This window comes from Mycobacterium sp. EPa45 (assembly GCF_001021385.1).
Taxonomy (GTDB): domain Bacteria; phylum Actinomycetota; class Actinomycetes; order Mycobacteriales; family Mycobacteriaceae; genus Mycobacterium.
In genome coordinates, this window is the sequence record NZ_CP011773.1 from 844,353 (window position 1) to 862,404 (window position 18,052).

21 protein-coding genes are annotated in these 18,052 nt (G+C 66.9%); 16 read left to right on the forward strand and 5 right to left on the reverse strand.

Translation table 11 applies throughout. From position 1 onward, the window contains the following. Positions 1-73: 73 nt before the first annotated feature. On the forward strand, positions 74-1,147 hold the full coding sequence (locus AB431_RS03875) for an SDR family oxidoreductase (RefSeq protein WP_047328830.1): 1,074 nt from the start codon (positions 74-76) through the stop codon (positions 1,145-1,147). 26 nt (positions 1,148-1,173) lie between these two features. After that, positions 1,174-2,238 carry a lysophospholipid acyltransferase family protein gene (locus tag AB431_RS03880; RefSeq protein WP_047328831.1) on the forward strand — a complete coding sequence of 355 codons (1,065 nt, stop codon included), beginning with the start codon at positions 1,174-1,176 and terminating at the stop codon, positions 2,236-2,238. Positions 2,239-2,274: 36 nt separating this feature from the next. On the opposite strand, the gene AB431_RS03885 is transcribed toward AB431_RS03880, so the two are convergent. Together AB431_RS03885 and AB431_RS03890 are read right to left on the reverse strand one after the other, a co-directional pair. Next, entirely contained in the window at positions 2,275-2,778 is a 504-nt protein-coding gene (locus tag AB431_RS03885) for a MaoC family dehydratase N-terminal domain-containing protein (protein ID WP_047328832.1), read from the reverse strand. A 38-nt stretch (positions 2,779-2,816) separates the two neighbouring features. After that, a complete protein-coding gene (locus tag AB431_RS03890) occupies positions 2,817-3,746 on the reverse strand; it encodes an HAD family phosphatase (protein ID WP_047328833.1) in 930 nt (309 codons plus the stop codon). Positions 3,747-3,776: 30 nt separating this feature from the next. Here AB431_RS03890 and AB431_RS03895 point away from each other — a divergent pair, with 30 nt between their 5' ends. From AB431_RS03895 to AB431_RS03935, 9 genes are all read left to right on the forward strand, one after another. Further along, positions 3,777-4,037 (forward strand): glutaredoxin family protein, encoded by a 261-nt coding sequence (locus AB431_RS03895; protein ID WP_047328834.1) that lies wholly within the window; start codon positions 3,777-3,779, stop codon positions 4,035-4,037. Between the two features lie 106 nt (positions 4,038-4,143). Continuing rightward, positions 4,144-5,511: a glutamyl-tRNA reductase gene (locus tag AB431_RS03900; protein WP_047328835.1), complete on the forward strand. Its 1,368-nt coding sequence runs from the start codon at positions 4,144-4,146 to the stop codon at positions 5,509-5,511. A gap of 26 nt (positions 5,512-5,537) precedes the next feature. Continuing rightward, positions 5,538-6,470, forward strand: coding sequence for a hydroxymethylbilane synthase (gene hemC / locus AB431_RS03905; protein WP_047333057.1), 933 nt, complete (start codon positions 5,538-5,540; stop codon positions 6,468-6,470). 38 nt (positions 6,471-6,508) lie between these two features. Further along, positions 6,509-8,158: a bifunctional uroporphyrinogen-III C-methyltransferase/uroporphyrinogen-III synthase gene (locus AB431_RS03910; RefSeq protein ID WP_047328836.1), complete on the forward strand. Its 1,650-nt coding sequence runs from the start codon at positions 6,509-6,511 to the stop codon at positions 8,156-8,158. A 13-nt stretch (positions 8,159-8,171) separates the two neighbouring features. Continuing rightward, positions 8,172-9,161 (forward strand): porphobilinogen synthase, encoded by a 990-nt coding sequence (gene hemB / locus AB431_RS03915; RefSeq protein WP_082135540.1) that lies wholly within the window; start codon positions 8,172-8,174, stop codon positions 9,159-9,161. Then, a complete protein-coding gene (locus AB431_RS03920) occupies positions 9,158-9,580 on the forward strand; it encodes a hypothetical protein (protein ID WP_047328837.1) in 423 nt (140 codons plus the stop codon). The genes hemB and AB431_RS03920 overlap by 4 nt, the downstream gene beginning before the upstream one ends. 20 nt (positions 9,581-9,600) lie before the next feature. Beyond that, positions 9,601-9,990: a hypothetical protein gene (locus AB431_RS03925; protein ID WP_047328838.1), complete on the forward strand. Its 390-nt coding sequence runs from the start codon at positions 9,601-9,603 to the stop codon at positions 9,988-9,990. Further along, positions 9,983-10,492, forward strand: a complete 510-nt coding sequence (locus AB431_RS03930) for a hypothetical protein (protein WP_047328839.1) — start codon at positions 9,983-9,985, stop codon at positions 10,490-10,492. The genes AB431_RS03925 and AB431_RS03930 overlap by 8 nt, the downstream gene beginning before the upstream one ends. Beyond that, complete coding sequence (locus AB431_RS03935; RefSeq protein ID WP_047328840.1) at positions 10,489-10,770, forward strand: hypothetical protein; 282 nt, start codon at positions 10,489-10,491, stop codon at positions 10,768-10,770. The genes AB431_RS03930 and AB431_RS03935 overlap by 4 nt, the downstream gene beginning before the upstream one ends. On the opposite strand, the gene AB431_RS03940 is transcribed toward AB431_RS03935, so the two are convergent. Beyond that, complete coding sequence (locus AB431_RS03940) at positions 10,727-11,872, reverse strand: amidohydrolase family protein (protein WP_047328841.1); 1,146 nt, start codon at positions 11,870-11,872, stop codon at positions 10,727-10,729. The two genes, AB431_RS03935 and AB431_RS03940, sit on opposite strands and share 44 nt — an antisense overlap. A gap of 138 nt (positions 11,873-12,010) precedes the next feature. Here AB431_RS03940 and AB431_RS29410 point away from each other — a divergent pair, with 138 nt between their 5' ends. From AB431_RS29410 to AB431_RS03950, 3 genes are read left to right on the forward strand one after another with little or no spacing between them, the layout of a single operon-like run. Next, on the forward strand, positions 12,011-12,685 hold the full coding sequence (locus tag AB431_RS29410) for a GPP34 family phosphoprotein (RefSeq protein ID WP_052960183.1): 675 nt from the start codon (positions 12,011-12,013) through the stop codon (positions 12,683-12,685). Beyond that, positions 12,682-12,813, forward strand: a complete 132-nt coding sequence (locus AB431_RS31395) for a hypothetical protein (protein WP_255353527.1) — start codon at positions 12,682-12,684, stop codon at positions 12,811-12,813. The genes AB431_RS29410 and AB431_RS31395 overlap by 4 nt, the downstream gene beginning before the upstream one ends. 46 nt (positions 12,814-12,859) lie before the next feature. After that, a complete protein-coding gene (locus tag AB431_RS03950; RefSeq protein ID WP_047328842.1) occupies positions 12,860-14,971 on the forward strand; it encodes a cation-translocating P-type ATPase in 2,112 nt (703 codons plus the stop codon). A gap of 63 nt (positions 14,972-15,034) precedes the next feature. Here AB431_RS03950 and AB431_RS03955 read toward each other — a convergent pair whose 3' ends face one another. Beyond that, complete coding sequence (locus AB431_RS03955) at positions 15,035-16,231, reverse strand: IS30 family transposase (RefSeq protein WP_047328843.1); 1,197 nt, start codon at positions 16,229-16,231, stop codon at positions 15,035-15,037. Positions 16,232-16,374: 143 nt separating this feature from the next. On the opposite strand from AB431_RS03955, the gene AB431_RS03960 reads away from it, so the two are divergent. Both AB431_RS03960 and AB431_RS03965 read left to right on the forward strand, forming a co-directional pair. Continuing rightward, positions 16,375-17,238 (forward strand): oxygenase MpaB family protein, encoded by an 864-nt coding sequence (locus AB431_RS03960; RefSeq protein WP_047333060.1) that lies wholly within the window; start codon positions 16,375-16,377, stop codon positions 17,236-17,238. After that, positions 17,231-17,818, forward strand: coding sequence for a TetR/AcrR family transcriptional regulator (locus tag AB431_RS03965; protein WP_047328844.1), 588 nt, complete (start codon positions 17,231-17,233; stop codon positions 17,816-17,818). Before AB431_RS03960 ends, AB431_RS03965 begins: the two co-directional genes overlap by 8 nt. Here the strand turns inward: AB431_RS03965 and AB431_RS30735 are convergent. Then, positions 17,815-17,991 (reverse strand): hypothetical protein, encoded by a 177-nt coding sequence (locus AB431_RS30735; protein WP_158423507.1) that lies wholly within the window; start codon positions 17,989-17,991, stop codon positions 17,815-17,817. The genes AB431_RS03965 and AB431_RS30735 overlap by 4 nt on opposite strands. Positions 17,992-18,052: the final 61 nt, after the last annotated feature.

An 18,052-nucleotide genomic window follows, 5' to 3' on the forward strand; every position in this document is an offset into this window, starting at 1 on the left:
TCGTCGCAACCCGGTCTGGCTCGGCCGCCGTCGAGCCGTGCCGGGTTTCGGATGAGCCGATAGGCTGTTGAAGATGTCTTCCGGCGGTATCGACAACGAAGCTCCGCATTACCCGAAGGTCGTGCTGGTCACCGGGGCGTGCAGGTTCCTCGGTGGGTACCTCACCGCGCGCCTGGCGCAGAACCCGTTGATCAACAAGGTCATCGCCGTGGACGCCGTCGCGCCCAGCAAGGACCTGCTGCGCCGGATGGGCCGCGCCGAGTTCGTCCGCGCTGACATTCGAAATCCGTTCATCGCCAAGGTGATTCGCAACGGCGAGGTCGACACCGTGGTGCATGCGGCCGCAGCCTCCTACGCTCCGCGCTCTGGTGGGCGCGCAACGTTGAAGGAAATCAACGTCATGGGCGCCATGCAGTTGTTCGCCGCCTGTCAGAAGGCGCCGTCGGTGCGACGGGTGATCCTCAAGTCGACCTCCGAGGTCTATGGCTCCCATCCGCACGATCCGGTGGCCTTCACCGAGGACAGCAGCAGCCGCCGTCCGCCCGCGGAGGGTTTCGCCCGCGACAGCATCGACATCGAGGGCTATGCGCGCGGCCTGGGCCGGCGCAGGCCCGACATCGCGGTCACCATCCTGCGGCTGGCCAACATGATCGGCCCGGGGATGGATACCGCGCTCTCGCGTTATCTGGCCGGACCTCTGGTGGCCACGGTGCTCGGCCACGATGCGCGGCTGCAGCTGCTGCATGAGCAGGATGCGCTCGGCGCGCTGGAGCGGGCCACGATGGCGGGCAAATCGGGCACCTTCAACATCGGCGCCGACGGCGTGATCATGATGTCGCAGGCAATCCGGCGGTCCGGGCGAGTTGCGATTCCACTGCCGAATTCCGCGGTTTGGGCACTGTATTCGTTGCGCAGGGCAGGCCGGACCTCCGACCTCAACCGTGACCAGATGGACTGGTTAAATTACGGCCGCGTCATGGACACCACCAGGATGCGCTCCGAGTTGGGCTTTACGCCGAAATGGACGACGATGGAGGCATTCGACGACTACGTGCGCGGCCGAGGATTGACCCCGATCATCGATCCGAAATGGGTACGATCTGTGGAGAGTCGCGCGGTCGCCGTTGCGCAGCGGTGGGGCGGCTGAGACCGATGGTGGGGAGAAGGTAAGAAGTGCCGGGTGAATCAAAAGCGAAAGTGATTCCGCTGCACTCGAATACGAGTCGGGTTGCGGCCGCTCGCCGCGCCGCGCAGCGTGCCGAAGCCGCGCGCCGACATCCCTCGCTGCTGTCCGATCCCGGTACTCGCGCCTCGGCGGAGGAGATCGCCGCCGTCGTCCGGGAAATCGATTCGCGCCGCGGAGCCAGTGGAATGGGGCCCATCGATGAGGCTCCCAATGAACTGGCGCAACGTATTTCGGCAGTCGCCGATTACGTCACCAAGCGATTCACCGGTGACTATTCGGTCGACGAATTCGGCTTCGACCCGATGTTCAACGACGCCGTCGTCATGCCTTTGCTGCGGGTGTTTTTCAAGAATTGGTTCCGGGTCGAGGTCAGTGGCATCGAGAATCTGCCGAAAAAGGGCGCCGGACTGGTGGTGGCCAATCACGCCGGAACGTTGCCGATCGACGGGATGATGTTGTCGGTGGCGGTACACGACCATCACCCGGCGAACCGGGATGTGCGGTTGCTGGCCGCGGACATGGTCTTCGACATGCCGGTGCTCGGACCCATCGCGCGCAAGGCCGGGCACACGATGGCGTGCACCACCGACGCCCATCGCCTGCTGGCGGGCGGCGAACTGACCGCCGTCTTCCCCGAGGGATACAAGGGTTTGGGCAAGCCCTTCCGGGACCGGTACAAGCTGCAGCGCTTCGGTCGTGGCGGGTTCGTCTCCGCGGCACTTCGCACCAAGGCGCCCATCATCCCGTGTTCGATCGTCGGGTCCGAGGAGATCTATCCGATGATCGCCGACGTCAAGCTCTTGGCGCGGGTGCTCGGACTGCCGTACTTCCCGATCACGCCGCTGTTCCCGCTGGCCGGCCCGGCCGGGCTCATCCCGCTTCCGTCCAAGTGGCACATCGCTTTCGGCAAGCCGATCGAGACGGCGAGCTACGACGAGGCCGCGGCCGACGACCCGATGATCACCTTCGATCTCACCGACCAGGTGCGGGAGACCATCCAGCAGACGCTGTACCAGTTGCTGACCAAGCGCCGCAACATGTTCTTCGGCTGAGCGGCCGTAGGTCTGCTCGGAGCCGACGAAAAAGCTTTAGGTTTGCCGGCCCATCGCTGCCGCGGCAATTGCCGCGACCTGAGCGTTGGTCTCCTCGGCGCCGGCTTCACCGATCATGGTCACGACGGTCGTCATCACCGGTTTGCCCTCTTCGTCGGTGACTTCGCTGCGCAATTCGCTGATCACCGTGCCGTGCGATTCGACCACTGAATCCAGCCAGGAATCGAAGAACAATTTGTCGCCCGCCACGATCCGGCGGTGATATTTGATCTTCTGATCGCGATGAATGACGCGGGCGATATTGATGCCGACATCGAAGTTGCGGAAGATGTCGAGCTGCACCTGCCGTCCCGGGATCGCGATGAAGGTCAGCGGTGCCACCACATCGGGGTAACCGGCGGCCCTGGCCGCCTCCTCGCTGAAATGCAGCGGATTGTCGGACTGAATCGCCTTGGCGTACTCGCGGATTTTCTCCCGGCCGACCAGGTAATAGTCCGGATAGCGGTAGTGGGTTCCGATGATGTCGCTGGCGATTGACACCCGGGGAGCCTATCAGCGGCTATTCCGGCGCCTGTGAATCAGCGCCGACGGGACACCGCTGCCGCGAGCGCGCCGCCGACCGCTCCCAGCGCCAGCGCCGAGGGCACCCCGATGCGCGCCGCCTTGCGCGCGGTGCGGAAGTCGCGGATTTCCCAGCCGCGCTCGCGGGCCAGCTCGCGCAGGTCGGCATCCGGGTTGATCGCGACCGCGGTGCCCACCAGCGACAGCATCGGAACGTCGTTGTAGCTGTCGGAGTAGGCGGTGCAGCGCCTGAGGTTCAGCCCTTCGCGAACGGCCAGCTGGCGCACCGCATGCGCCTTGCCGACGCCGTGCAGGATGTCGCCCACCAGGCGGCCGGTGAACACCCCGTTCTCCGACTCCGCGACCGTACCCAGCGCGCCGGTGAAGCCCAGCCGGCGGGCGATCGTGTCGGCCAGCTCGAAGGGCGTCGCCGTGACCAGCCACACCTGCTGGCCGGCGTCGAGGTGCATCTGCGCCAGCGCGCGGGTACCGGGCCAGATCTTGTCGGCGATGATCTCGTCGTAGATTTCCTCGCCCGCGGCGATCAGCTCGGCGGTCGACCGTCCCTCGATGAACGCCAGCGCCTTGCGCCGGCCCTCGGCGACGTCATCGCTGTTCTCCCGCCCGGTCAGCTGGAACTTGGCCTGTGCGTAGATGAATTTGGCCATGTCGCCGTAGGTGAAGTACTTGCGCGCGGCCAGGCCGCGGCCGAAGTGCACCAGCGACGAGCCCTGCACGAGGGTGTTGTCCACGTCGAAGAACGCGGCGGCGGTGAGGTCGGCGGGCGGTGGCAGGCTCGGCTCGGCGGCCTGCGGCCCCGGCTCACGATGCGCGGCCATGCTGGCATCGCGTGCCACAGCACTGGCTTGCTCGGCGACCAACTCGTCGACGGCCCGCGCGGCGCTGGCATCGCCTGCAAGCTCCTGGTCGTGGTCCCCAGAACCCATGGGACAACCCTAACTGCGACACTGGATCAGGTGAGCCGCGCACACGTCGAGCTGTTGACCCGGGCCGGGTGCACCATCTGCCAACAGGTGTACCAACGCCTGGCCGAGCTGGCCGCCGAGCTGGATTTCGAGCTGACGGCCACCGACGTCGATGCGGCTGCGGCCGGGGGGGACAACGCTTTACGGGCCGAATTCGGCGACCGGCTGCCGGTTGTCCTGCTCGACGGCCGCGAGCACAGCTACTGGGATGTCGACGTCGAGCGGCTTCGCGCCGACCTGTCCCAGCGGTGAACACCGGCGGAATTTGGCCAGCCGCCTGCGCAGCGTTTACCGTGGAAGTAAGTTTCACTAACGGAGCATTCCGTCACAGCGAGGGAGCGGGCCAGGTGATCGTGCCGTGAGCGTGCTGCTGTTCGGAGTGTCGCATCGCAGCGCTCCCGTGTCGGTTCTCGAGCAACTGTCCACCGATGAGTCGGACCAGCTCAAGATCATCGACCAGCTGCTGCAGTCGTCGCTGGTGACCGAGGCGATGGTGCTGTCCACCTGCAACCGTGTCGAGGTCTACGCGGTGGTCGACGCCTTCCACGGCGGCCTGTCGGCCATCGGCCAGGTGCTGGCCGAGCACTCCGGCATGTCGATGGGCGATCTGACCAAATACGCCTACGTCCGCTACGCCGAGGCCGCCGTCGAGCACCTGTTTGCGGTAGCCAGCGGCCTGGACAGCGCGGTGATCGGCGAACAGCAGGTACTCGGCCAGGTCCGCCGCGCATACGCCACCGCCGAGGCCAACAAGACCGTCGGCCGCATCCTGCACGACCTGTCCCAGCGCGCGCTCTCGGTGGGCAAGCGGGTGCACTCCGAGACCGCGATCGACGCCGCCGGCGCCAGCGTGGTGTCCGTCGCACTGGACATCGCCGCCTCCCGGTTGGACGGCTTGGCCGGTCGCACCGCCGCCGTCGTCGGCGCCGGATCGATGGGCGGGCTGTCGGTCGCGCACCTGTTGCGGGCCGGTATCACCCACATCGACGTCGTGAACCGGTCCCTGCCGCGTGCGGAGCGGTTGGCCGAGAACATCCGCGCCCAGGGCGCGACGGCACGGGCGCTGAGCCTCGAGGAGCTGCCGGCCGCGCTGGCCGCTGCGGATGTGGTGGTCAGCTGTACCGGCGCGGTCCGTCCGGTGGTCACGCTGGCTGATGTGCACCACGCGCTGGCCAGCGTCCGTCGCGACGAGACCGCCCCGCCGCTTGTGCTCTGTGACCTGGGGATGCCTCGCGACGTCGACGCCGCCGTGGCCGGACTGCCCGGTGTGACCGTGATCGACATGGACCGGGTGCAGCGCGAGCCATCGGCGCGGGCCGCGGCCACCGATGCCGAAGCCGCCCGCCAGATCGTCGCCGCCGAGGTTGCCAGCTATCTGACCGGTCAGCGGATGTCGGAAGTCACGCCGACAGTGACCGCATTGCGCCAGCGCGCCGCCGATGTGGTCGAGTCCGAACTGCTGCGGCTGGACAACCGGCTGCCCGGCCTGGACGAGGCCCAGCGTGACGAGGTCGCCCGCACCGTGCGCCGGGTGGTCGACAAGCTGCTGCACGCCCCGACGGTGCGGGTCAAGCAGCTGGCCAGCGCGCCCGGCGGGGACAGCTACGCCGAGGCGTTGCGGGAACTCTTCGAACTCGATCCACAGGCCGTCGATGCCGTGGCCGCAGGTGAATTGCCCCTGCTGGCACCGGAATTCGATCAGCGCCGAGCCGACGGTACCGGGTAGCACGGTTGGCCGGCAGTAACGACGCGGTGATCCGGATCGGTACCCGGGGCAGTCTGCTGGCGACCACGCAGGCCGGGACCATTAGAGACGAATTGATCGAGCGCGGGCACCGCGCCGAGCTGGTCATCGTCAGCACCGAGGGTGACCGATCGGAGGCGCCCGTCGCCGAAATCGGGGTCGGGGTCTTCACCGCCGCCCTGCGTGAAGCCATCGCCGACGGCCGCGTCGACATGGCCGTGCACTCGTACAAGGATTTGCCGACGGCATTCGACGACCGGTTCACCATCGCGGCGATCCCCCGCCGGGAGGACGCCCGCGACGCGTTGGTGGCCCGCGACGGGATGGTTTTGGGGGAGTTGCCTGCGGGCTCGGTGATCGGCACGAGCTCCGTGCGACGGGCTGCGCAGCTTAGAGCACTGGGTCTCGGTTTGGAAATCCGCCCCCTACGAGGCAACCTAGATACCAGGTTGAACAGGGTAAGCAGTGGTGATCTCGACGCCATCGTGGTTGCCCGGGCGGGCCTGGCCCGCCTCGGGCGACTCGGCGATGTCACCGAGACGCTGGAGCCGGTGCAGATGTTGCCAGCGCCGGCCCAAGGTGCGCTGGCGGTCGAGTGCCGCGCGGGCGATACCGAGCTCGCGGCGCTGTTGGGATCACTCGATGATCCCGACACCCGCGCCGCGGTCACCGCGGAGCGAACCCTGTTGGCTGAACTGGAGGCGGGCTGTTCCGCACCGGTGGGCGCGATCGCCGAGGTGGTCGAATCCATCGATGACGACGGTCGCGTCTTCGAGGAGCTGTCACTACGCGCATGCGTGGCGGCAGCAGACGGATCCGACGTGATTCGTGCGTCCGGTATCGGCACGCCCGGCCGGTCCGCAGAGCTGGGGCTCTCGGTCGCCGCGGAGTTGTTCGAGCTGGGTGCGCGCGAAGTCATGTCGGCACAGACTCCGCAATGACCGTGGAGTAGAGCGGGAGTGAAGCGATGACTGGTCACATGAGCGGTCGGGGACGCAAGGCGAAGCCGGGACACATCACGTTCGTCGGCTCGGGTCCGGGCGACCCCAACCTCTTGACGACGCGAGCCCGCACCGTGTTGGCCAACGCCGCGCTGGTGTTCACCGACCCCGACGTGCCGCCGGCCGTCCTGAACGTGGTCGGCACCGAACTGCCCCCGGCAGTCGGCCCGGCGCCGGCGCCGGACGGCTCACCCGCCGAGGGCCACGACGAGACCGCACCGCCGGTCGTCTCGGTCGGCCCGGACATCCGCCCCGCGCTCGGCGACCCGGCCGAGGTGGCCAAGACGCTGGTCCATGAGGCCAAGGCCGGCTTCGACGTGGTGCGCCTGGTCGCCGGTGACCCGCTGTCGATCGATTCGGTCATCACCGAGGTCAACGCCGTCGCCAAGGCCCACGCCGAATTCGAGATCGTTCCCGGCCTGCCGGCCACCAGCGCAGTCCCGACCTATGCGGGTCTGCCGCTGGGCTCGGCGCACACCGTTGCCGACGTGCGTGGCGAGGTCGACTGGGCGGCACTGGCCGCCGCACCCGGTCCACTGATCCTCACCGCGAGCGCCTCGCACCTGCCGGAGGCCGCACGCACCCTGATCGAGTACGGCTTGGCCGAAAGCACCCCCTGCGTGGTGACCTCCAACGGCACCACGTGTGGCCAGCGTTCGGTCGAGACAACCCTGCACGGCCTCACCGATCGCGCCACCCTGGCCTGCAACAGTGATCCGGCCGGCCCGCTGACCGGCACCCTGGTGGCCACTATCGGCAAGACCGTGGCGCATCGCGCCAAGCTGAACTGGTGGGAGAGCCGGGCGCTGTACGGCTGGACCGTGCTGGTGCCGCGCACCAAGGATCAGGCAGGCGAGATGAGTGACCGGCTGGTCGGCCACGGGGCGCTGCCCGTCGAGGTGCCGACCATCGCCGTCGAACCGCCGCGCAGCCCGGCCCAAATGGAAAGGGCCGTCAAGGGTTTGGTGGACGGTCGCTACCAGTGGGTGGTCTTCACCTCCACCAATGCGGTGCGTGCGGTGTGGGAGAAGTTCGGCGAGTTCGGCTTGGATGCCCGGGCGTTCTCCGGTGTGAAGATCGCCTGCGTGGGCGAATCGACCGCCGACCGGGTACGCGCCTTCGGTGTGAGCCCCGAGCTGGTGCCCGCCGGTGAGCAGTCCTCACTCGGTCTGCTCGACGAATTCCCGGAGTACGACAGCATTTTCGACCCGGTCAACCGGGTGCTGCTGCCGCGCGCCGACATCGCCACCGAGACCCTGGCCGAAGGTCTGCGCGACCGTGGCTGGGAAATCGAGGACGTCACCGCCTACCGCACCGTGCGCGCGGCACCGCCGCCGGCCGAGACCCGCGAGATGATCAAGACCGGCGGGTTCGACGCGGTGTGCTTCACCTCCAGCTCGACGGTGCGCAACCTGGTCGGTATCGCCGGTAAGCCGCACGCTCGCACCATCGTGGCGTGCATCGGGCCCAAGACCGCCGAGACAGCCGCGGAGTTCGGGTTGCGGGTCGACGTCCAGCCGGAGACGGCCGCGGTCGGACCGCTGGTCGACGCGCTCGCCGAGCACGCCGCCCGGTTGCGGGCCGAGGGCGCTTTGCCGCCGCCGCGCAAGAAGAGCCGACGCCGCTAACCGGGGAGAAGGCGTGACATTGCCGGGCTTCCCGAGACAGCGCCCCCGCCGGTTGCGCTCCACCCCGGCGCTGCGCCGGTTGGTGGCCGAAACAACCTTGGAACCAAGGCATCTGGTGCTCCCGATGTTCGTCGCCGACGGGATATCGGAATCCCGGCCCATACCTTCCATGCCGGGGGTGCATCAGCACACCCGCGACTCGTTGCGCCGCGCGGCGGAACAGGCCGTGGCCGCCGGAGTCGGCGGATTGATGCTGTTCGGGGTTCCGCGTGACTCGGACAAGGATGCCCTGGGTTCCTGCGGTGTGGATCCCGACGGAATACTCAACGTCGCCCTACGTGACCTCGCCAAAGACCTCGGTGACGACACCGTGCTGATGGCCGACACCTGTCTCGACGAGTTCACCGACCACGGGCACTGCGGTGTGCTCGACGCCCGCGGCAGGGTGGACAATGACGCCACGAACATGCAATACGTCAAACTGGCTGTGGCACAAGCAGAATCAGGTGCCCACGTGGTGGGTCCGAGCGGCATGATGGACGGCCAGGTGGCGGCCATCCGCGATGGGCTGGATGCGGCCGGATTCACCGACGTGCTGATCCTGGCGTACGCAGCCAAATTCGCCTCCGCGTTCTACGGCCCGTTCCGCGACGCGGTGGCCTCCAGCCTCCAGGGCGACCGGCGTACCTATCAGCAGGACAGCGGCAACGCCCGGGAAGCGTTGCGCGAGATCGCTCTTGACCTCGACGAGGGGGCCGACATCATCATGGTCAAGCCGGCCATGGCCTATCTGGACGTGGTACGCGCGGCCGCCGACGTCTCGCCGGTTCCGGTGGCCGCCTACCAGGTGTCAGGGGAGTACTCGATGATCAGCGCCGCGGCGGCCAACGGATGGATCGACGGCCGGGCGGCCGCGCTGGAGTCGCTGACCAGCATCCGGCGCGCCGGCGCCGACGTGGTGTTGACCTACTGGGCTGCCGACGTCGCGGGCTGGCTGGCGTGACCCAACAACCGCCGTCCGGGGCTCCTACGCGCCCAGCCGACGTCGACACCGGATTCTGGCTGTGGCTGGTCGCCCTGCCGCTGATGGTCATCGGCTATCTCGCCGACGCCTACTTCACCGCGAGCAAGCATTCGTCGTACTTCGTCATCGGGATCACCGTGCTGTTCGCGGTCACGGTATCGGCCGTGGTGGTGACGTTCCTGTTCTTGATGCGGTCCGGGTATCGCTGGACCCGCACGGTCCTGACCGGCGGTGGGCTGGCCAGCGTCATCTACACCGCGGCCAGCCTGTTCAGCACCGACCGGGACACGGTGCAAGCCCTGATCTTCGCGGTCACCGGAATCATCGGCTCGGTGCTCATTGTCGGCGGCGCCTTCCTGCTGCACCGGCCGGACGCGCAGGGGTTCTTCACCAAGTGAACCGATAGGCTGGCCCGACCATGACCGCAACCGAACCCCGGCCGCGCGCCCTGACCACCGCGTTCTGGCTGCTCGTAGTGGGTGCTGTGATGCTCATGGGCGGTGGGCTGGTCGCGGTGACCGCGAGCATCCCCGCGATCTTCCGCGGAGCCGGAATCGTTTGCGTTCTCGCCGGCGCGGCGATCGCGTTCCTCGCCGGGCAGGTCCGCAAGAACGGTGACGCCCGCTTCCGCCGTGCGACGCTGGCGCTGACGTTGACCGTCGTCGTCCTGGTGTGTGTTGTCGCCGCGCTCGGCGTTGTCCACATCCTGGCGCTGCTGTCGGTCTTGCCCCTGATCGTGGGCGCGATGCTGTTGAGCCGTCCTGCGGCGGCCGGCTGGTCCACCGAAGCGCCGAAGTCCGATGTCTGAGGATCAGCTGCTCGAGCAGCCCGAGCCACCGCTGTTCGTCGAAACCGGCGCCAGCTGGTACTGGCTGCTGGCCGGCCCGGCATCGGCGATCGCGATGCTGCTGATCCAGATCAAGGGCGGGGTGGGATTCCAGCCGGTCGTGCCGCTGATCTTCCTGGTTCTCGTGACCGGCTTCCTGGCCATCCAGGTCAAGGCCGCCCGCATCCACACCAGCGTGGAGCTGACCCGCGATGCCTTGCGTCAGGGCACGGAGGTCACAAAGCTGATTCACATCGTGCGGGTGTTCCCGCCGGCCGAACACTCGGCGAAATCCAAAGAGCTACTGGAGAAGTGGCAAACCTCGCGTGCGCTCGGTGAGTTGTCCGGGGTGCCCCGCGGCCGGACCGGGATCGGCGTCGAGCTCACCGGGAAACGCACCGCGCAAGCCTGGGCGCGCAACCACCGCGCCCTTCGCGCCGCGCTCAACGAGCTGGTCGAGGGCAAGACGGCGGACGCCTCATGAGGCACGTCATCCAGCTGATCGTGGCCGCGCTGGCCATAGCCGGCGCCGTGGTGACCGGACTGGCCGCCCGCAGCGTGGTCGTGGTGGCACCGATCGCCGACGGTCAGCCGTCGACCACGTCGGCGGCTTTCGACCCGCCGCTGATGCTGCTGACCTGGCTGCTGATCACCGCGGCCGGGGTGCTCGCGGTGCTTGGAGTGGCCGGGCTGGTTCGCACCAGGCGCGCCCGCGCCGTCAGAACACCCGCGTCTGACCCTCCAGTACTGGAACCGTCGTAGGCAGCTTGTAGGTTTCGACACCGTTGCGCCACATGACTGCGTCGCGGGCCTGCTCGGGCAGGTGTTTGACCAGCCAGCGCGGGTCGTCGTAGGTCCAGTGCGGGTAGTCGGAGGAGAACAGCAGGATCTTCTCGCATTCCATCCACTCGAAGGCCCGCAGCAGTTCGGTCTTGTCCTCGGGATAATCCAGCGGCTGGGTGGTGAATTTGATGTGGTCCTTGACGTATTCACTCGGCTTGCGCTTGATGTCGACCCAGGATTTGCGGGCTTCGTAGATGGCGTCCATGCGCCACATCAACGGCAGGATCCAGTTGAACGCATGCTCGACGAACACGATCCGCAACGTCGGGTAGCGGTCGAAGACGCCGTCGAAGATCAAGCTCATGACCTGGTTGGCGGCCAGCAGTGAATAGGTGACCATGAAGTCGTGGTTGTAGCTGGGGAAGCCGACCGGCGGGATCGGCAGGGTCTCGAACTTGCCCCGGCCCAGATGACAGCTGACCGTGATGTCGTGTTCGGTGGCGGCCTTCCACACCGGGTCGTACTGCGGATGCCCCCACGCCGGGCGCGGTTCGGCCTTGATCAAGATCTGGGACATGAACGGGTGTCCCGCCCAGTGCTCGATCTCCCGGGCCGCGCCGTCGGGATCTTCGATCGCCACCGTGATCGATCCGCGCCAGCGCTGGTGCCAGTTGTTGCGGCTGTCCAGCCAGTGTTCGTCGAGCCAGCGATTGGTCGCGATGGCTGACGCGTGCGATGCCTCGGGCAGCCGTCCACCGGGAGCCAGCGGCTCCAAAATGCAGATGTCGGCGCCGGCCTCCATGACCAGCTGACGGAAGGCCAGGTCAGGGTCGCTGCCGGCGAACTCGCCGTCGGGCGGGAACGTATCGGTACGCATCGCGTAGGCGTGCGCGTAATCGGGCGCGTCGTAATAGATCTGCTCACCGATGGGGTGGGAGAGGAAGTACTTCGTGCGCCAGGGTTCAGGGATGTAGTCGATCAGTACGCCGCGGCGCGGTACCGGGTGGACGTCGGAATCCACGCACCGCACCGCAACGTGTTCGGTCGGTGCTGACCGCTGTTCGATGTGGGTCAGAGTCATCCGGTCTTCTCTTCGTCGTCGGTGTGTCCATTGTCCCACTCCACCCGACGGCGCTCGGGGAAAAAATTGAGTAGTCGCCTACGCATGTTCTCTCGTGCTGGGTAGTTCAGAGTTGGATCCGGGGAGCGAGGAGGGGGCATGGAGAACATCGGCGGTCCGCCGGCTGAGTTCTCGCAGGTGCCTCCGACCCTTCACGGGCAGCTGTTTCTGCTGGCTTTCGATCCGAAAAGCCGTCGATTCGACGGTTACGACCCCACGCTCTTCAGTTTCGCGCTCCGTGCTGCGATGTTGACCGAACTCCATCTGCGGGGATTTCTGACGGAGCGTGCCGGTTGGGCGGTCCCGGCCAGAGCCGCCAGCCCGGACAACCCGATCTTGCGTGCGGCGTTCGCTCAGATTGGAGTGCACAACCGCGCGACCTGGACGCAGCTGATCGCCGGCGACGAGCACGAAGCGATCTCCGCAGTCCGCGAGCAGTTGGTCAACGAGGGTTGGTTGCGGACCCGCCAACAGCCTGGGTCCGCCGTGTGCGATGCCCGCCTCGAGCCTTATGACGAATCCCGGGTCGCTGCACTGGCCGACGAGGTGGGCGGAGCGCTTCGAAACGCGATCGCGGGCCTTGCCGCAGAGCCATGGTCGGTGGGATGCGCACTGCTCGCTGCGCTGGCCGAGCTACCCACGATGGCCGATGTCCAGGACAGGGATCGCCTCGACGAGTTGGCGAGCGGTGCGCTGGTGCCGGTCTCCGGGTTGGCCGAGGCGATCCGGAATCACCGCGGCGGCAGCCGTACGTGGATCGCGGGTGGATCGTGACCGGTCGCGAGCCCCGGCACCTGCGGTCGGTGCCCCCGCCGAACAGTCCGGACGACGACCCCGAGCCACCGGACGGCGACGATCCCGAACCTCCGGAGGAGACGGACACTCGGGTGCTGTTGTGGTGATCCGGTAGACACTGGACAATATACCCCCTAGGGGTATCATCGAAGCATGACGACGACCGACCTTCAGTTGAGCGGTATGAGCTGCGCGTCGTGCGCGGCGCGGATCGAACGGGGCCTCAACGACCTGGACGGCGTGCAGGCCACGGTGAACTTCGCGGTCGAGCGCGCGCACGTCGAACACGGGCCGCAGGTCTCCGAGCACGACCTGATTCACGCCGTCGAATCCACGGGTTACCACGCCTCGGTGATCGACCACTCCGGTCACGGCCAGAACCACATGGACCATGACGTCCCTACCGAACAGTTACGCCCCAGGCTCATCGGCTCGACGGTGCTGGCGGTACCGGTGCTGGCGTTGTCGATGGTGATGCCGTGGCAGTTCACCGGCTGGTTGTGGGTGGTGCTGGCGCTGACGACGCCGATCGTGTTCTGGGGCGGCTATCCCTTCCATAAGGCCGCGATCAACAGCGCACGCCATGGGGCGTCGACGATGGACACGTTGGTGTCGCTTGGCACGCTGGCCGCCTACCTGTGGTCGCTCTACGAGGTTGTGACCGGGGCGGCCACGCACGGTCATGGCCATGTGTACTTCGAGGTCGCTGCTGCGGTGACGGTGTTCCTGTTGGCCGGCCGGTATGCCGAGGCCAAAGCCAAGCGCTCGGCGGGCGCCGCACTGCGAGCGCTGCTGTCGCTGGGCGCCAAGGATGCGACCGTCGTGCGAGATGGCGCCGAAGTGCGAATCCCGGTGGGGGAGTTGCATGTTGATGACGTGATCGTTGTCCGACCCGGTGAGCGGGTGGCCACCGACGGTGTCGTGGTGGACGGTGCTTCGGCACTGGACACCTCTGCGATGACCGGCGAGTCGGTGCCCGCGGATGTGCGCCCCGGTGACGAGGTGCTCGGCGGGGCGGTGAACACCTATGGACGGATTTTGGTGCGCGCCAAGCGGGTCGGCGCTGACACGCAGCTCGCCCGGATGGCCCGGATGGTCGCCGACGCGCAGAGCGGCAAGGCGTCCATCCAGCGGCTGGCCGATCGGGTGTCGGCGGTCTTCGTGCCGGTCGTGTTGGTCATCGCGGTGGTCACGCTCGGTGCGTGGCTGTTGGCCGGTGGTTCGGCGACGGCGGCGTTCACCGCGGCGGTGGCCGTGCTGATCATCGCCTGCCCATGCGCGCTCGGCCTGGCGACGCCGACCGCGATCCTGGTCGGCACCGGCCGGGGTGCTCAGCTCGGGGTGCTGATCAAGGAGCCGAGCGTCCTCGAAACCGTCAAGGGCATCGACGCCGTCGTCCTGGACAAGACCGGCACGGTGACCACCGGCACGATGGCCGTCGCGGCCGTCGAGACCGAATCCGGCACCGATGCTGACGCCGTGCTGGCGCAGGCGGCCGCCGTCGAATCGGCGTCCGAGCATCCGGTGGCCGCGGCGATCGTGGCCGCCGCCCGCGAGCAGGGACTGCGCGTGCCGGCGGTGACGGAGTTCGCCAACGACCCCGGGACCGGGGTCAGCGGCATCGTCGAGGGGGTCCGGGTGCGGGTGGTCCGCGCCTCGGACGACGACGGGCGCACCAGTGTCGAGGTCATCGCCGACGGCGACCGTCGCGGGGTGATCCGGTTGGTCGACGCGGTCAAGCCGACCAGTGCCGAGGCGATCGCTGAGTTGAAGGCCATGGGCATCACGCCGATCCTGCTGACCGGCGACAATCCAGCGGTCGCGGCGCGGGTGGCCGCCGAGGTCGGTATCGCGTCGGACAACGTGATCGCGGGCGTGCTTCCTGCGGAGAAGGCCGACGCGATCGCCCGACTGCAGGCGCAGGGCCACAAGGTCGCGATGGTCGGTGACGGGGTCAACGATTCGGTCGCGCTGGCCACCGCTGATGTCGGCATGGCGATGGGAACCGGAACCGACGCCGCGATCGAGGCCGGCGACATCACGCTGGTCCGCGGCGACCTGCGGACCGTGCCCACCGCGCTGCTGCTGTCGTCGCGCACGCTGCGGATCATCAAGCAGAACCTGTTCTGGGCATTCGGCTACAACGTCGCGGCCATCCCGCTGGCCGCGCTGGGCCTGCTCAATCCGATGATCGCCGGTGCGGCAATGGCCTTCTCTTCGGTTCTGGTGGTGACCAACAGCCTGCGCCTCAAGCGTTTCTCCTGATCCCGCCCAAACCGACGATCCGCCGGGAAAGTGCGAGGCGATGTCAAGCGGTGATGGAAACATTTAGGCGGCTTGGCTAATGAGGGCGGCGAGTCGTTGGGCTGGAGTCTGTAGCCCTAGGGTGGGCCGTGGTCGGGTGTTGAGTTTGTCCTGGATGCGTTTGAGATCGGCTTTGGTATAGCCGGCCAGGTCGGTGCCTTTTTCGAACCAGAACCGCAGCAGCCGGTTGGTGTTCTCGTTGGTGCCGCGTTGCCAGGGCGAATGTGGGTTACAGAAAAACACCGGCGCTGTGAGCTGTAGCTGGATCCTCTTCCAGTCGGCCATCTCGCTGCCCCGGTCCCAGGTGATCGACCGACGCAGATGCGCGGGCAGCTCGCCCATGGCCTCGATCATCGCTGCGGCCACCGACTCCGCGGTGTGGTCGATAGGGAGATGCAACAAGATGGTGAACCGGGTGCTGCGTTCGACCAGAGTGCCGATCGCGCTGGTATTTCCGGCCCCCATGATCAAATCGCCCTCCCAATGACCTGGCACGGCCCGATCAGCGGCTTCGGCTGGGCGGTCACTGATGGTGAATATTTCGGCGCCATACACCCCGGTGCGGCCGGGGTGACCATGAGGTTTGCGGGCCGACCGCTTCGTGGACAGACACTGGTGCAAATCGGCGCGCAGACTGCCACGAGTCTGCACATACAGCGCCTTGTAGACGGTTTCGTGGCTCACCTGCATCAGCTTGTCATCGGGGTGATCGTGAGCCAACATCTGTGCAATCAGCCGCGGACTCCACCCCTCATCCATCCACGTTTCGATCGCCGCGCACAACCGGGGATCTTTAAGCTTGAAATCCTTGGGACGCTTGGCTTTATCGCCGGCACGGGCATGAGCCATTAACGCGTGATAGTCCCCGTCATCACCGCGATTACGGGCGACCTCCTTGAACACCACCGACCGGTGGCGACCGATCCGACGCCCGATCTCGGCGTAGCCCAGCCCGTCATCCATGCCTCGCATGATTTCGACCCGCTCGGCCAAGTTGACCCGATGCCCCCGACCTCCCGGCCCGTCACGATCCATCGCATCGGCCACGCCCCCGCGCTGCCCTGTCGCCAGTTTCATCCCGCCAGCCTTATGCCACCACTGATGACCCAGCCCGTGCGCCACGCCTAACGCCGCCCCAGCCGCCGTCACCGACTGCCCTAAGCAGACCCGGTCGAACAACTCCCGTTTCACCGACCGCGCAGCTGGAACTCCTCTGGGCACAGCAAACCTCCACGATCAGACACGTTTCCCTGACCGTACGAATCCGCCCGAGAAAACCCCTGCATTTCGTCGATCTCGGTGGTGCAGTGACGCTGGTCACGAACCTGTTGGTACAAAGTGCGAAATCTGTAACACTGTTGCACATGACGGACCTCGCCGAATCCCACTCCGCGACCGACGCACTTCCGCTGGGCCCGCAGTCGCTGGTGTGGCGATACTTCGGCGACAACCGGATGTTCCTGATCGGACCGCGCCCGGCGGTGCTGCAGAACATGCTGGCCGAGCTCGGCCAGGGCGTCCTCGACCACTCGGTGTTCTTCGCCGATACCGCCGCCCGGGTCAAGCGATCGCTGCCGCCGATCTTCCGCACCGTGTACGGCAGCGATGATGACAACGCCGGCACCCAGGTCCGCGACTTCCATCACGACATCAAGGGCGATATGCCCGACGGCAGCCGCTACCACGCGCTGGACCCCGACACCTACTTCTGGGCGCACGCGACGTTCTTGGACCAGGCGCTCTACTTCGCGGACACCTTCGTCAAGAAGCTCACCCGCGCCGAGAAGGAGCAGATGTACCTGGAATCCAAGACCTGGTACCGCCGGTACGGCGTCAGCGATCGGCCGATGCCCGCCGACTATGCCGAGTTCGAACGCTACTGGGACCGGATGATCGACGAGGTGCTGGTCGCCCACTCCACGGCCAAATACGGGGTCGGCTATGTCACCAAGGGCTTCCCGAAGCCCAAGGCCGTCAACCCGATCGTCTGGCGGCTGGTGGCGCCGGTGTTCAATCCCGCCGCAGCGTTTCTCACCACCGGGGGCATGCCGCCGCGCACGCGCGAAATCCTCGGGCTGCCCTGGAGTGCACGCAAAGAACGCAACTACCAGCGATTCGCGGCGTTCTGGCGCTCGCGACCGGTCAACTGGCTGTGGGATCATCTGCCGATGAACATCCGCTACAACGGTTACGCCAGAGCGGGTTTCGCGCGGGCGGGGCATGCCTGACCAGGCGACCGAAGCGATCCTCGACGCCGCGCTCGTCGAGTTCGATCGGTATGGCATCCGGCGGGTCGCCCTCGATGACGTGGCGCGCCGGGCCGGGGTGAGTCGGACCACGATCTACCGCCGTTTCGCCAACAAGGACGACCTGGTGTCCGCAGTGATGGACCGGGAAAACCTGCGGTTGTTCACCGATATCGCCGATGAGCTCAAAGCCGGACGGCCGCAATCGAATTACTACGTCGAAGCCTTTACGCAGGCGATTCTGCGAACCCGACGGCATCGGGTGCTCAACCGCATGGTCGTCGATGAGCCGGCGCTGACGCTGGAGTTGGCCCGGCTGCACTACGCTGCCGCGGTACAGCGCATCGAGGCGGCGCTGCAGGTGATCTTTCCGCCCGGCTTCGCCGAACGTATCGGGCCGCAAGCGGTCCATGAGCTGGCCGACAACATCTGGCGCTACGCGCTGATGGCAATGCTACTGCCCAGCCCGGTGCCGCTCGAAACGGCGGACGACATCCGCGTATTCGCCACCAAGCACTTCTTACCCAGCCTGCCCGAAGCACTGCGTGCGGTGCCGGTTTAGTCGTTGCTGGTGCAGTCCAGATCCACGTACGCGGTGGGCATCGACTGATGCACACCGGTGACGGTGCACTGGGATAGCCCTCCGCTGGGCTGGCCGTTGAGTTGGACATCGTAGCCCTGGCTCTGCAGTTGGCTGATGATGTCGGGCGCAGAACCGGTTCCGGACGAGGACACGATGTGCGCGACGCTTATGAGTGCTGCGCCAATTATGTTGCTGTACATACCTTTAGATAGG